The organism is Rubellimicrobium thermophilum DSM 16684, from assembly GCF_000442315.1.
In the GTDB taxonomy this organism is placed as follows: domain Bacteria; phylum Pseudomonadota; class Alphaproteobacteria; order Rhodobacterales; family Rhodobacteraceae; genus Rubellimicrobium; species Rubellimicrobium thermophilum.
This window is the reverse complement of sequence record NZ_KE557318.1, coordinates 101,039-113,528: the sequence shown is the minus strand read 5'-3', so window position 1 is coordinate 113,528 and position 12,490 is coordinate 101,039. Positions and strand designations below refer to the sequence as shown.

At 70.4% G+C, this 12,490-nt stretch carries 12 protein-coding genes, 1 tRNA gene and 1 pseudogene; 6 read left to right on the top strand and 8 right to left on the bottom strand.

Annotated features, from left to right (window positions below; all coding sequences use genetic code 11):
• Positions 1–112: 112 nt before the first annotated feature.
• Positions 113–186: transfer RNA gene (locus tag RUTHE_RS00525), tRNA-Cys, on the bottom strand.
• A 131-nt stretch (positions 187–317) separates the two neighbouring features.
• Here RUTHE_RS00525 and RUTHE_RS00520 point away from each other — a divergent pair.
• From RUTHE_RS00520 to RUTHE_RS00510, 3 genes are all read left to right on the top strand, one after another.
• Complete coding sequence (locus tag RUTHE_RS00520; RefSeq protein WP_021096258.1) at positions 318–959, top strand: protein-L-isoaspartate O-methyltransferase family protein; 642 nt, start codon at positions 318–320, stop codon at positions 957–959.
• Between the two features lie 22 nt (positions 960–981).
• The gene (locus tag RUTHE_RS00515; RefSeq protein WP_040644819.1) at positions 982–2,373 is read left to right on the top strand and encodes a TolC family outer membrane protein; all 1,392 of its coding nucleotides are present in this window, start codon (positions 982–984) and stop codon (positions 2,371–2,373) included.
• A gap of 123 nt (positions 2,374–2,496) precedes the next feature.
• Positions 2,497–3,132 carry a hypothetical protein gene (locus RUTHE_RS00510; RefSeq protein WP_021096256.1) on the top strand — a complete coding sequence of 212 codons (636 nt, stop codon included), beginning with the start codon at positions 2,497–2,499 and terminating at the stop codon, positions 3,130–3,132.
• Between the two features lie 3 nt (positions 3,133–3,135).
• On the opposite strand, the gene RUTHE_RS00505 is transcribed toward RUTHE_RS00510, so the two are convergent.
• Positions 3,136–4,596 carry a cobyric acid synthase gene (locus RUTHE_RS00505; protein WP_021096255.1) on the bottom strand — a complete coding sequence of 487 codons (1,461 nt, stop codon included), beginning with the start codon at positions 4,594–4,596 and terminating at the stop codon, positions 3,136–3,138.
• Between the two features lie 67 nt (positions 4,597–4,663).
• Complete coding sequence (locus RUTHE_RS00500) at positions 4,664–5,014, bottom strand: DUF6280 family protein (RefSeq protein WP_021096254.1); 351 nt, start codon at positions 5,012–5,014, stop codon at positions 4,664–4,666.
• A gap of 221 nt (positions 5,015–5,235) precedes the next feature.
• Here RUTHE_RS00500 and RUTHE_RS00495 point away from each other — a divergent pair, with 221 nt between their 5' ends.
• Positions 5,236–6,114 carry an inositol monophosphatase family protein gene (locus tag RUTHE_RS00495; protein ID WP_021096253.1) on the top strand — a complete coding sequence of 293 codons (879 nt, stop codon included), beginning with the start codon at positions 5,236–5,238 and terminating at the stop codon, positions 6,112–6,114.
• Position 6,115: 1 nt separating this feature from the next.
• On the opposite strand, the gene ygfZ is transcribed toward RUTHE_RS00495, so the two are convergent.
• From ygfZ to RUTHE_RS00480, 4 genes are read right to left on the bottom strand one after another with little or no spacing between them, the layout of a single operon-like run.
• Positions 6,116–6,862 (bottom strand): CAF17-like 4Fe-4S cluster assembly/insertion protein YgfZ, encoded by a 747-nt coding sequence (ygfZ, locus tag RUTHE_RS00490; protein ID WP_021096252.1) that lies wholly within the window; start codon positions 6,860–6,862, stop codon positions 6,116–6,118.
• A gap of 17 nt (positions 6,863–6,879) precedes the next feature.
• On the bottom strand, positions 6,880–8,472 hold the full coding sequence (locus RUTHE_RS00485; protein ID WP_021096251.1) for an ABC transporter ATP-binding protein: 1,593 nt from the start codon (positions 8,470–8,472) through the stop codon (positions 6,880–6,882).
• A gap of 2 nt (positions 8,473–8,474) precedes the next feature.
• The gene (locus tag RUTHE_RS18115) at positions 8,475–8,687 is read right to left on the bottom strand and encodes a hypothetical protein (RefSeq protein WP_021096250.1); all 213 of its coding nucleotides are present in this window, start codon (positions 8,685–8,687) and stop codon (positions 8,475–8,477) included.
• On the bottom strand, positions 8,684–9,346 hold the full coding sequence (locus RUTHE_RS00480) for a fused DSP-PTPase phosphatase/NAD kinase-like protein (protein ID WP_051150345.1): 663 nt from the start codon (positions 9,344–9,346) through the stop codon (positions 8,684–8,686). Before RUTHE_RS00480 ends, RUTHE_RS18115 begins: the two co-directional genes overlap by 4 nt.
• 123 nt (positions 9,347–9,469) lie before the next feature.
• Between RUTHE_RS00480 and RUTHE_RS00475 the strand changes: the two are divergent.
• Positions 9,470–10,641, top strand: a pseudogene (locus RUTHE_RS00475) (pyridoxal-phosphate-dependent aminotransferase family protein).
• On the opposite strand, the gene RUTHE_RS00470 reads toward RUTHE_RS00475, so the two are convergent.
• Positions 10,638–11,756, bottom strand: coding sequence for a pyridoxal phosphate-dependent aminotransferase (locus RUTHE_RS00470; protein WP_040644865.1), 1,119 nt, complete (start codon positions 11,754–11,756; stop codon positions 10,638–10,640). The pseudogene RUTHE_RS00475 and the gene RUTHE_RS00470 overlap by 4 nt on opposite strands.
• A gap of 228 nt (positions 11,757–11,984) precedes the next feature.
• Between RUTHE_RS00470 and RUTHE_RS00465 the strand changes: the two genes are divergently transcribed.
• Entirely contained in the window at positions 11,985–12,191 is a 207-nt protein-coding gene (locus tag RUTHE_RS00465) for a hypothetical protein (RefSeq protein ID WP_021096246.1), read from the top strand.
• Positions 12,192–12,490 lie beyond the last annotated feature (299 nt).

The following is a 12,490-nucleotide window of genomic DNA, read 5'->3' as shown; positions in this document are numbered from 1 at the left end:
CAGGAATTTACACCAGCTTGACGGACGTGACCCCCGCCCGGAATGGATCGGCGCCGTCGTCTTCTGCCGATGGCCGAGGCGGCGCAGGACAGAGCAGGCATACCGGAAAGGCTGGAGGCGGGTACCGGAATCGAACCGGTCTACACGGATTTGCAATCCGCTGCGTAACCTCTCCGCCAACCCGCCGGCGTGGCGGGGATACATGAGAGGCGGCAAGGGTGCAAGGGCGCCGGGCGGGGCCGATTGCTGACCCGTCGTGGCTGTGCCATCACTGCGCAGGAAACCCGACGCATTCGAGGCCAGCACGGAGCGCCGCCTTGCCCGACTTTGCCACACGCCGGACACTGATGGTGGACAACCAGATCCGCCCTTCGGAGGTCACGAGTTTTCCCATCATCGAAGCCATGCTGCATGTGCCGCGCGAGAACTTCGTGCCCCCCGAGCGGATCGAGGCGGCCTATCTGGGGGAGAATCTCCATCTCGCGCCGGGACGGGTGATCCTGGACCCCAGGACATTGGGCAAGCTTCTGGAAGCGCTGGATGTTCGTCCGGGCGAACGCGTCCTCGATCTGGGCACGGGCTTCGGCTATGCGGCGGCCCTGCTGGCGCGGATGGGGGCAGAGGTGACGGCCCTTGAGGACGATCCGGATCGCGCCGCCCGGGCCGAGGCCCTTCTTGAGGGGGAAGCCCGGGTCATCCGGGGCCCGCTGACCGAAGGGGCTCCGTCGAGGGCGCCCTTCGATGCGATTCTCGTCGAGGGGGCCATCGAAGTCCTGCCTCAGGCGATCGAATCCCAACTCGCCGAGGATGGTCGCATCGCCGCCTTGTTCCTCGAGGACGGGGTCGGCGCGGCCCGGCTCGGGCGCAAGGAGGCCGGCCGGCTGCACTGGCGCCATGTCTTCAATGCCGGCGCTCCCGTCCTGCCGGGCTTTGAACGCCCGCGTGTCTTTGTCTTCTAGGATCCGTGGAAGGGGGCAGCCCATGCGTCATCGTCTCGGAGTCCTGCTCGGAGGGGCGCTTGCCATGGCGGTGCTCGCGACCGGAACGGTCCGGGCCGAGACATTGGCCGATGCTCTCGCCTGGGGTTATGAGACATCGGGCCTGATCGAACAGAACCGTGCCCTGCTGCGTGCCGCGGACGAGGATGTGGCACAGGCCGTCGCGACGCTGCGTCCCATCGTCAACTGGCAGGCCAATCTCAGCACGACATGGCCCGATCCCTCTCCCCTGGGAAGCAGCTACACGCTGGGCGAGGCGGCGGTGACGGCGGGTCTGGGGCTTCAGGCCAGCCTGACCCTGTGGGATTCGGGCGCGCGCGAACTGGGCGTCGAGGCGCAGAAGGAGATCGTCCTGGCAACCCGGCAGAGCCTCCTTTCGGTCGAGCAGCAGGTCCTGCTGCGCGTCGTGCAGGCCTATATGGAGGTGCGCCGGGTGCGCGCCTTCGTGGATCTGCGTCAGAACAACCTGCGGCTGATCACGCAGGAGCTGCGGGCTGCGCAGGACCGTTTCGATGTGGGCGAGGTGACGCGGACGGATGTGTCCCTGGCCGAGGCCCGCCTTGCCGCGGCCCAGAGCCAGCTTGCCGCCGAACAGGGTGCCCTGGCCCGCGCCATCGAGGAATATCAGGCCGCGGTCGGTCGGGCGCCGGGGTCCCTGGCCCCTGCCCCTCTTGCCCGCCTGCCCGGCTCGCTGGCCGAGGCCAAGGCCATCGCCCAGCGCACCCATCCCGTCATCCTGCAGGCCCAGCACGAGGTTGCCGCGGCCGAAATCGGGATCGCCCGTGCCCGAGCGGCGACAAGACCGACAGTCTCGCTCGGCGGGCAGCTGCGGATCGATCAGGATTTCGAGGAGAGCGCGGCGCTCTCGCTCACCGCCGAAGGACCGATCTATCAGGGCGGCCGGCTTGCGAGCCAGATCCGGCAGTTCATGGCCCGCCGCGATGCTGCCCGCGCAGGGCTGCTGCAGGCGGCGCGCCAGGTCGAACAGAATGTGGGCAATGCCTGGTCCTATCTCGAGTCTGCGCGTGCCGGACGGCTGGCCTATGAGGCGCAGGTGCGCGCGGCGCAAACTGCGTTCGACGGCGTCCGGGAGGAGGCGACGCTGGGGGCACGGACCACGCTCGATGTGCTCAATGCCGAACAGGAGCTGCTTGACGCCCGTGCGAATCTGATCTCTGCCGAGGTGGACGAGATCGTCGCCAGCTACACGCTTCTTTCGGCCATGGGCCTGCTGACGGCCCGCGATCTGGGCCTGGCGGTGCAGCTCTACGATCCCACGGTCTACTATGATCTGGTTGACGACGCCCCTTCGCCGATGTCGGAACAGGGACGTGCCCTTGACCGTGTTCTCCAGGCGATCGGGGCGGATCGCTGACCGGCCTCCTTGCCGAGGTGCGGCCCCCGTGCCGCAAGACCGGGACCATGGGATGTCCCGTGATTGCCATCGGTTGGCGTCGGAGCCGAATCCGGTCTAGGTTTCATCCGCAAGGAGGAGGCCATGTCCAATCCCGTCCCTTTCCAGTCGCGAGACGATGTCCTGGCCTCGATCCGGCGACTGGTCCTGGAAGAGGCTCCCCGGTCGCCGGGCCCCGGCAGGCTGCTGCTGACACCGGCCCTGCGCGTGGCGCCGCCCGATCCGGTCATCCGCGAAACTCCGGCAGAGGCGGTTGAACCCCCTGCAATCATCGCCCAGGCGGTGGCCGAGTCCGTCTCCGAGCTGCTGCGTGATCACCGGCATCCTGCCCCTGCCGACCCGCTCGACGCAGAGCCGTCCCCCTTCCTGCCGGTGGATCCCCCCGAGCCTTCCGCCGCCGGCGGGGTCGCTGAGATCGCCAGCCCCCTGTCCGAACCGCAGGAGGGCCAAGGCCAGGATGCCAGCGGGGATGCGGCAGAAGAATGGCAGCCGCTGACCAGGCCGGCTGCGGCGACCGCGCTGTCTTCCCGCCATGCCGGGAGTCGTGCCGCCCCGCCGCCGCCCCCCCCCCCGGCGCTCGATGATGACCGTCTGCGGCGTCTGATTGCCGAAGTGGTGCGTGAAGAGCTGCAGGGCGAGCTTGGCGAGCGCATGACGCGCAACATCCGCCGCCTCGTCCGGCGCGAGGTCTTCCGCATCCTCGAAAGCCGGGACGACTGAGCCTCAGACCCGGCCAGAGATTTCGAGGATCGCCTCGAGATCCAGATGCCGCGAAACATGATCGGCCAGCCCGTCCAGGGCGCTTTCCACCGCGGCATCCCAGGCAAAGGGCTCGGGCTTGGCCCCCAGTTCGGCCAGCAGGGCGGCGCGGAAATCATCCGAGCCCAGCAGGCCATGGAGATAGGTGCCGCGCACCCGTCCATCGGCGCTGGCGGCGCCTTCGGGTCTGCCTTCGACGGACAGCCAGGCGCGGGCGCAGTCCGGGCCGCTGCTTCGTCCCATGTGGATCTCGTAACCGCGCAGGCCTGAGCCGCTTGCCGGATGCCGGCCCGAGACAAGCCCGAGGGTCTTGCGGGGCGTCATCACGGTGGTGATGTCGAGAAAACCGAGCCCGTCCGCGCCGCCCGGCGGGCCTTCGATCCCCAGGGGATCCTCGATCCGCCGCCCGAGCATCTGATATCCGCCGCAGAATCCGAGGATATGCCCGCCCCTGCGGCGATGGGCCAGCAGGTCGATATCCCATCCTTCGGCGCGAAGCGCGGCGAGATCGCTCAGTGTCGCCTTGGATCCCGGCAGGATCACCAGATCGGCATCACCCGGCAGGGCACGCCCGGGCGGGACAATCTCCACCGAGACACCGGGATGGGCCGTCAGGGGATCGAGATCGTCGAAATTCGCGATCCGCGGCAGGCGCGGGACGGCCACTTTCACCGTCCCGCCATGACCGGCCGGACGGGCTGACAGGTCGAGGATGTCTTCGGCGGGAAGGCGCCAGGCCTCCTCGAACCAGGGCACCACCCCCAGGGCACACCAGCCCGTGCGTTCCTCGATCGCCCGGCGGCCCTCCTCGAACAAGGCGGGATCGCCACGGAACTTGTTGACGGCAAAGCCCCGGATCATCGCCCGGTCGCCCGGATCCAGCACGGCATGGGTGCCGACAAGCTGGGCGATGACGCCGCCGCGGTCGATGTCGCCGACCAGGATCACGGGCACGCCTGCGGTGACGGCAAAGCCCATGTTGGCGATGTCATGCGTCCGCAGATTGATCTCGGCGGGGCTTCCGGCCCCTTCCACGAGGATGAGGTCATGCGCCTTTGCAAGGCGCCGGAAGCTTTCGAGCACAGGCTGCATGAGCGACGGCTTCAGGACTGCGTAATCCCGTGCCCGGACCGAGGCGAGACGCCGGCCCTGCACGATCACCTGGGCCCCGGTCTCGGTCTCCGGCTTGAGGAGGACGGGGTTCATGTCGACAAGGGGGTCGAGTCCGGCCGCCCGTGCCTGCAGGGCCTGGGCGCGGCCGATCTCGCCGCCATCGGCCGTGACCGCGGCATTGTTCGACATGTTCTGGGGCTTGAACGGGGCAACGCCGAGGCCCCGCCTGCGGAAGGCCCGTGCAAGACCGGCAACCAGCAGGCTCTTGCCGACATTGGAGCCGGCCCCCTGGATCATCACGGCGCGCGCCATGCCTGCCGCTCCATACGAAAAGGCGCGGCCCGAAAGGCCGCGCCAGAGCAATCCGCCCGGCCTGTCCTCAGGCGGCGCGAGCGCGTCCGCCCCCGCCGGAGACGATCTCGGCAAGCTCGGCTGCGTGGCGACGCTCGCTCTCCTCGCGCGAGAGGGCGACCGAGGTCCGCACACCGCGCGCCACGAAGTCCATCAGCCCCTGGACGACCCGTTCGGTCGGGTCGATGCCGGCACAGGTCAGCACCTCGCGCCCGTCCTTGGAGCGCGCCCAGCGCGCGATCTGCTCCGGGCCGTTCCCGAACTTCTTGTCGTCGGCGATGGCGTCGTCGAGCGCAGCCAGAACCACAGCAGCAAACAGCTTGCGCGCACGGTTGCCCTGCTCGTTGTTGTACGCCGTGGCGTCGATGAAGTCCGTCATGATGCTTCCTTTGCCTAGTTCTTGCTCTTGGTTGCCGCGAAGCCCGGCGCACTTATGCCCATCCGAAGCCGCAATAGGCCTGCTTATTCGGCATGGCTGTCATGCTTGACATGCATGGCATGGCAAGACGGCGGGTCCGGCCCCTCGCCTTGCCAGTCAGCCGGAGCAGCCATATAGGTGCACCGACGGATCCTTCAACCTCCCAGCGGACCGGTTGCATCATGCCCTTGCCCGACGGGCTGTCCAGAGCCGACGGCCAGGCCGCCGCGCCGATCACGCAGGACCAGCGGGCCCTGCTTCTCCGTATTGTCCGGGATGCCGCGCGCGAGGCGATCATGCCCCGCTTCCGGGCGCTCGATCCCTCGCAGATCGCCACCAAGAGCGGACCGGCCGATCTCGTGACGCTGGCTGACACCGAGGCCGAGGCCCTCATCCGCGAGCGTGTCGGCGCCGCCTGGCCCGAAGCGGCAGTGCTGGGCGAAGAGGCCGTCGCCGCCGATCCGTCGCTCCGTTTGCAGATGGGAACGGCCGATCCCTGCGTGATTGTCGATCCCGTGGATGGCACCTGGAACTTTGCCAAGGGCCTGTCGCTCTTCGGGGTACTTCTGGCCGTGCTGCGGGGCGGAAAGCCGGTCTGGGGCCTGCTCTATGACCCGGTCATGGACGACTGGATCGAGGCCGCCGTCGGAGAACCGGCACGGCTCGTCTCGGCCGACGGTCGGGAACGCATCCTGCGCAGCTCGCGGGAGGCACGGCCGGGACGGCTGACCGGCTACATGCCGCTTGGCCTCTACCGGCGGGAGGAGCGGGCCCGGATCGTGGCCGAATTCCCGGACTTCCTGCGCATCACCTCGCTGCGCTGCGCGCTGCACGAATACCGCATGGTGGCACAGGGCCATGCCGAGTTCGCCCTGTCCGGGCCGACGCCGCATCCCTGGGACCATGCTGCCGGCGTGCTGGCAGTTCAGGGCGCCGGCGGGGTTGCGCGCTTCCTTGACGGCTCGCCCTACGACGCGGCGCGGCCGAAGGGCGTTCTGCTGGCCGCAGGCTCCGAAGCCGCCTGGGAGAGTCTTGCCCGGCGCTTTGCCTTCCTCGCCTGAGTCACCCCGTCCAGGACGGGTCGGGCGAGACGCGGGCCGTGCCTGCCGCCATGTCCGGCTCTGCCCGGTCAAAGCGCAGATAGGCGATGCCCCGGCCGCCCGACTGGGTGAAGAGCGTGCCGGCCTCGCGCCCGTCCGCCGTCAGGACCGGCGTGCCGACAGGGGCCTCCCCCTCCACCAGAACGCGGGTCAGGCCCTTTCTCAGCACGGTCTTGTGCTTCATCCGTGCCGTGACCTCCTGCCCCACGTAACAGCCCTTGCGGAAATCCACTCCGTGCAATCGCTCGAATCCCGCCTCGAGGATGTAGGTCTCCGGGGTCAGTTCGATCCCGCTTTCGGGGATGACATGGGCGACGCGGATTGCGTCCCAGTCGGTCCCGTCATCGCCCCCCTCCTCGTCATAGAGCCGCCAGCCCAGTGCCGGATGGCGCGGATCGGCCAGCCCGCCGGGGGGAACAGGTCCCGTGCCGCGGCGGACCCGGAGCGCCGTCAGGCCGATCTGCACATCCGAGCGCAGCCGGTAGAGCGAGAGCCGCTGGACCAGCAGCCCGGCGAGGGCCGCATCGACATCGAGCAGCAGACGTCCCCCTGCCTCATGCAGCAGGAAATCGGCCAGATACTTGCCCTGCGGGGTCAGCAGCGCCGCGTAGACAAGGCCCTTGTGCGCGCGCCGCACGTCATTGCTGACCAGAGCCTGCAGGAACGCTTCGCGATCCGCCCCGGCGATTTCCAGCACCGTCCGGCCCATCGCCCTTCCCCCCCTTCTCATCCATGCCGGGCCGTCCGGGAACGGCCGATTTCCGGCGTCGCTGCCGGCTGGAACTGGAGTCGGTGCAGATCGGCATAAAGACCGCCGCGGGCCAGCAGCTCCTCATGCGTGCCCTGATCCACGGCGCGACCGCGGTCCATGACCACGATCCGGTCCGCTGCCTGCACCGTGGCAAGCCGATGCGCGATCACCAGCGTCGTGCGCCCCCGGGCAAGACGCTGGAGCGCGGTCTGCACGATCACCTCGGAGCGGGCGTCGAGCGCGCTCGTCGCCTCGTCGAGCAGCAGCACCGGCGAATCGCGCAGCAATGCGCGGGCTATGGCGACCCTCTGGCGCTGTCCGCCCGACAGGGCCGAACCCCGCGGCCCCGCGGGACTGTCGAGCCCGAGCGGCAGATGGGCCGCGAACTCGTCCACATGGGCGGCCGCGATGGCGGCCTGCAGACGCGTCTCGTCCAGATCCCGCCGCCCCAGCAGGACGTTCTCGCGGATCGTCTCGTCGAAGAGGGGGGTTTCCTGCGTGACCACGCTGAACAGGCGCCGCAGCTCGGCCGGATCCATGGCGGTCACCGGCACCCCGCCCACCGTCGCCTCGCCCGATTGCGGATCCACGAGGCGGGTCAGCACGCCGAAGACGGTGCTCTTGCCCGCGCCCGAGGCCCCCACCAGGGCCGTTGTCTTGCCGGCCGGGGCGACAAAGCTCAACCCGTCGAGAGCCGGCAGGCCGCCATAGGACAGGTGGACATCGCGGAAGACGATCGCGGGCGGGCCTTCGGGCGGCCTGCGCGGCTGCGCCGGCGCGACGACCGAGGGGCGTTCGTCCAGCAGGGCCCGCAGGCGCACAAGGCTCGCGCGGGCCTGACTCCAGCTGCCCGACAGGGCGGCGATGCGGCGCAGCGGCTCGAAGGCCAGGCCCATCGCGGTAAAGAAGGCCATGAATTCGCCCAGAGTCCGGTCGCCCTCCACGATCTGCACCCCGCCCAGCAGCAGGACGGCGATGAAGCCGATCCCGCTCATCAGGTCCACCAGGGACGGGATCACCGCCCGCGCGGCGGCGCCCTTCACTTCGGCGCGCACCCGCGCCCCCTGGAGATCACGATAGCGGCGCGACTGATAGGCCTCGAGACCGTTGAGCTTGACGACGGCCAGGCCGTGGAACACCTCGTCGAGGCGCGTGGACATCCGTGCGGCGAGTTCGCGGGCAGCGGCGGCCCGGCGCTGCACGAGCCGCTGCGCCAGCAATGCAGGCAGCACAAGAAGGGGCACACCCACCAGCGCTACCAGCGTCCAGCGCCAGTCCACCGCCAGCACCACCGCCAGGAGCGAGACCAGCGCCACCCCATCGCGTCCAAGCCCTGTGAGGACCGATGTCCAGACCTGCCCCACGGCCGCCACATCGCCATGGACGCGCTCGATGAGGGCGCCGGGCGGATGGCGCTGATGGAAGGCGCCGTCGAGCCGCATCAGATGGTCCAGCAGATCGCTGCGCAACCGTGCGGAGGAGCGCTCTGTCGCCCGTGCAAGGGCCACCTTCTGTCCGGCCGAGGCAAGGGCGCGCAGGGTAAAGATGCCCCCCACCGCCAGCGCCACGGTCAGCAGTGCCGCCTCGTTCCCCCCCCACGGAAGACGCGATCGAACATCGGTTCCATCATCGCGGCCAGACCGCCCAGGGTGGCCCCTTCGACCGCCATCAGCAGGAGCGCCAGCACGATCATCCGCCATTCGGGCGCCAGATAGCCGCGCCAGAGCCAGGCGGAGAGGCGGCGAGGCGATGGCGTGGCACCCCCAGAAGCCGGGACCGTCATCGCCGGAATCCTGCTTCAGCCGCGTGGCTGTCGTATTCGGTGGCGAACCACTCCTCGATACCGATCGCCCCCCGGGCCAGGCGGGCTTCGTAGAGATCGAGGACATGGTCGAGAATCCCGGTGCGCGAGCCGCGGATGTGGAGATAGCGGAAGGAAAGATGCCGCCGCGCCTCGGTCAGGGTGGCCCCCTCATGGGCCAGAAGATAGAGCGCGGAGGCAAACCCCGTCCGGTCCGCGCCAGACTTGCAATGCATCAGGAAGGGCCGCTCCAGGGTGCGGAAGGCCTCGAACAGGGCAAGGACCTGTTCGCGCCGGGGGGCACGGCGGGCCTGGAGCGCAACCGCGACCAGCTTCAGCCCCAGGGCCTCGCAGCTTTCGCAGGCGAAGAGGAAGGCGGGTGTGCGGCCCGGCCCGCGCAGATTGAGCACCGAGCGAAAGCCCATCGCCTTCAGCGCAACGAAACGGGCATGGGTCGGCTGATTGGATCGCCAGACGCCCGGGGCCACCTGATCCATGTTGGACCAGTGCCGGCGCAGCAGGCCGTGATCGGCCAGATGATAATGCAGCCAGGCCAGGCGGCGGCTCCGGGGATCGGCGATGTCCCAGCCGGACCGCTTCGAGGCGGCATGGCGCCCCCACAGACGTGAGAGAAGGGTCACGGCACGGGTATCCCTCTGGACGGAAGCGCAGCCCGATTTAGGCCCTGTCCCCCCTCTGGGCAAGGCAGTTGCATCGGCCGGCCAGACCGCTAGGGTCGCCCGGCCCTTCACGGAGCCCATCCCATGCCCGGCGTTCCCTACCGCGCCATTCCCGGTCCCTCGGTCGTGCCCGAGCGCGTGCTGCGCGCCATGCACCGCACCTCGCCCGACATCTACGGGGGCGAAATCGTCGCGCTGGGCGAGGGGCTTGTCCCCCGCCTCAAGGCGGTGGCGCGGACCGATGCCGATGTCGCGATCTACATCGGCAACGGCCATGCCGTCTGGGAGGCCGCGCTCTGCAATCTGCTGCGCAGGGATGACAGGGTTCTGGTCCCGGTGACGGGCCATTTCGGCCGCGCCTGGGCGGGATGGGCAGAGGCCCTGGGGGCCGAGGCCGTCATCCTGAACCATGACGCCGGCAGCCCCATCGATGCCAACGCGTGGAGGCGGCGTTGCGGGCGGACCGCGAGGGGCGCATCCGCGCCGTTCTGGCCGTCCATGTGGATACCGCTACCTCGGTCCGCAGCGCCATCGCCCCCCTGCGCGCGGCCATCGATGCGGCCGGGCATCCCGCCCTGCTGATCGCGGACTGCATCGCCTCGCTCGGCTGCGACCGCTTCGAGATGGACGCCTGGGGGGCCGATGTGACGCTGGCCGCCTCGCAGAAGGGGTTGATGGGGCCGCCGGGCCTCGGCTTCGTCTGGTTCAACGCCCGCGCGGATGCGGCGCGCCAGCAGGCGGATCGCGTCACGCCCTACTGGGACTGGCGTCCCCGTGCGCGCCCGGCAGGCGGATTCTGGCAACGCTGGGGCGGCACGGCACCCACGCATGGGATCTGGGCGCTGGATGCGGCGCTGGCGATGATCGAGGAGGAGGGGCTCGAAGCCGTCTGGGCGCGGCATGCCCGGCTTGCCCGGGCAGTCTGGGCCGCGGTCGAGACCTGGGGGCCGCCGATGCGCCTGACGGTGCCCGATCCGGCCGCGCGGTCCCATGCCGTCACGGCCCTCGCGCTCGGCCCCGGGCAGGCGGATGCGCTGCGGGCCTGGGTCGAAGGCGAGGCGGGGGTGACGCTGGGCATCGGGCTGGGGCGCGAGCCGGCGGATGCCTTCTTCCGCATCGGCCATATGGGGCATGTCAATGCGCATATGGTGCTGGGCGTGCTGGGCGCGATCGAGGCGGGACTGGCGGCGCTGGGCATCCCCCATGATGCCGGCGGCGTGGCCGCGGCAGCGCGTGTGCTGGCGGGGCCGGGCTAGCATCCAGCGCCCTCCCTTGCCTCGGCCAGCGCAGCCGGCAGGGCTGCCGCGAAGGCCGCGAGCGCCTCGTCGGGGCCGGCAGAGACGCGGATGCAGCGGTCGAGGGGCGCCGCGCCCGGCATCCGCACGAAGATCCCCCGGCGCAAAAGCCCCTCCAGCACGGCGCGGGCAAAGGGGCCGTCGCGGCCGCAGTCGATGGTGACGAAATTCGTCGCCGAGGGCAGAGGGACCAGCCCCTCGGCGTGCGCGAGGCGGGCGATGCGGTCGCGCGCGGCGGCCACCCGCTCCACCGTCTGCGTCACCCAGGCGTCATCCTCCAGCGCGGCCAGCGCCCCGGCCTGGGCCAGCCGCCCGAGCCCGAAATGGTTGCGCACCCGGTCGAAGGCGGCGATCAGCCCCGCCGGACCGAGGGCATAGCCCACGCGCAGACCGGCCAGCCCATGCGCCTTGGAGAAGCTGCGCAGCCGGATCAGCCGCGGATCGGCGGGGTCGCAATCCGGCAGGGTGCCTTCGGGCGCGAATTCGGCATAGGCCTCGTCGAGGACGAGAAGCGTCTCGCGCGGGAGATCGTCGAGCAGGCGCTGCACGGTCTTTGCCGCATGCCAGGCGCCCGAGGGATTGTCGGGATTGGCCAGATAGACGAGGCAGGCACCGCTTTCGCGCGCAAGGGCGGCCAAGGCGTCGAGATCCGGGCGGTCGTCGCGATAGGGCGCAGTCAGAAGGCGCCCCCCGAAGCCCGCGACATGAAAGGCGAAGGTCGGATAGCTCCCGCGGCTGGTGACGACGGGGCTTCCCGGCTCGACCGTCAGGCGGACCAGAAGCCCGAGCAGGCCGTCGATCCCTTCGCCCGGCATCACATGGGCGGGGTCGCAGCCATGGCGGGCGGCGAGGGCGGCGCGCAGGTCATGCATCTCCGGATCGCCATACATCCAGACCTCGCGGGCGGCCCGTTCCATCGCCGCGACAGCCCGCGGAGAGGGGCCGAAGCCGTTCTCGTTGGCGCCGAGGCGGGCCGTGAAGGTCAGGTGCCGCTGTCGTTCGATCGCCTCGGGTCCGACGAAGGGGACGGTCGCGGGCAGCGCGGCGGCAAGCGGGGTCAGGCGAGGATCGGACATGGGCAGATCGGACATGGGCAGAGAGTGGTGCGCCCCGGACCCCGCGGCAAGGGTGGCCTCCTGCCCCCGCCTCGTGCCGCGCGGCCGGCGCCCTCCGGCCATGCCGGCAAGGGGCCTTGCACGGCCGGAAAAGCAGCCTTGCAGGACGGGCGCTTCTTCGCTGCATCGCAGCGCGCCATATCGGCAGGCGGGGATCAGCCGATCCCCATCCTGCCTGCGGAGCCTGCCATGACCGATCTGCCGCTGTCCCCTTCCCCCCGGCCCATCCGCCTGCTGCGGCATCTGGGCGCTGGTCTCGCCCGGGCGCTGCTCCGGCACCCCCGGATCGCCGCGATCGAGGCGCTGAGCCGGCTTTCGGATGCCGAGCTGGCCGCATCCGGCACGACGCGCCGGCGCGAGCTCGACCGCATCCTGGGCGCGCAGGCGCAGCTCTGACCGGCCGCAGGGCCGGACGGCCTTCGCCGCCCGCGGAACCGGGACGGCGATGGGGAAGCGGCCGGAAAGCCGGACAGGCCGAAGGCGTGGCGAAAGGCGTGCCGGACGGCGGATCACCGTCACGGTTCTGTCTCCCACCTGCAGAAGATGCGTCGTCTGCCGGCGCGCGGACAGCCGGTCCGGGCGCGGGGCTGCCCCCCAGGCATCCGGGCGACGGGGCAAGGTGAGGAGAGAACGTCTGGGCGGCATGGCATCCTTCCTGGGCAGGGGTCTTGCGATGCGCCCAGGATGCCCCCCAA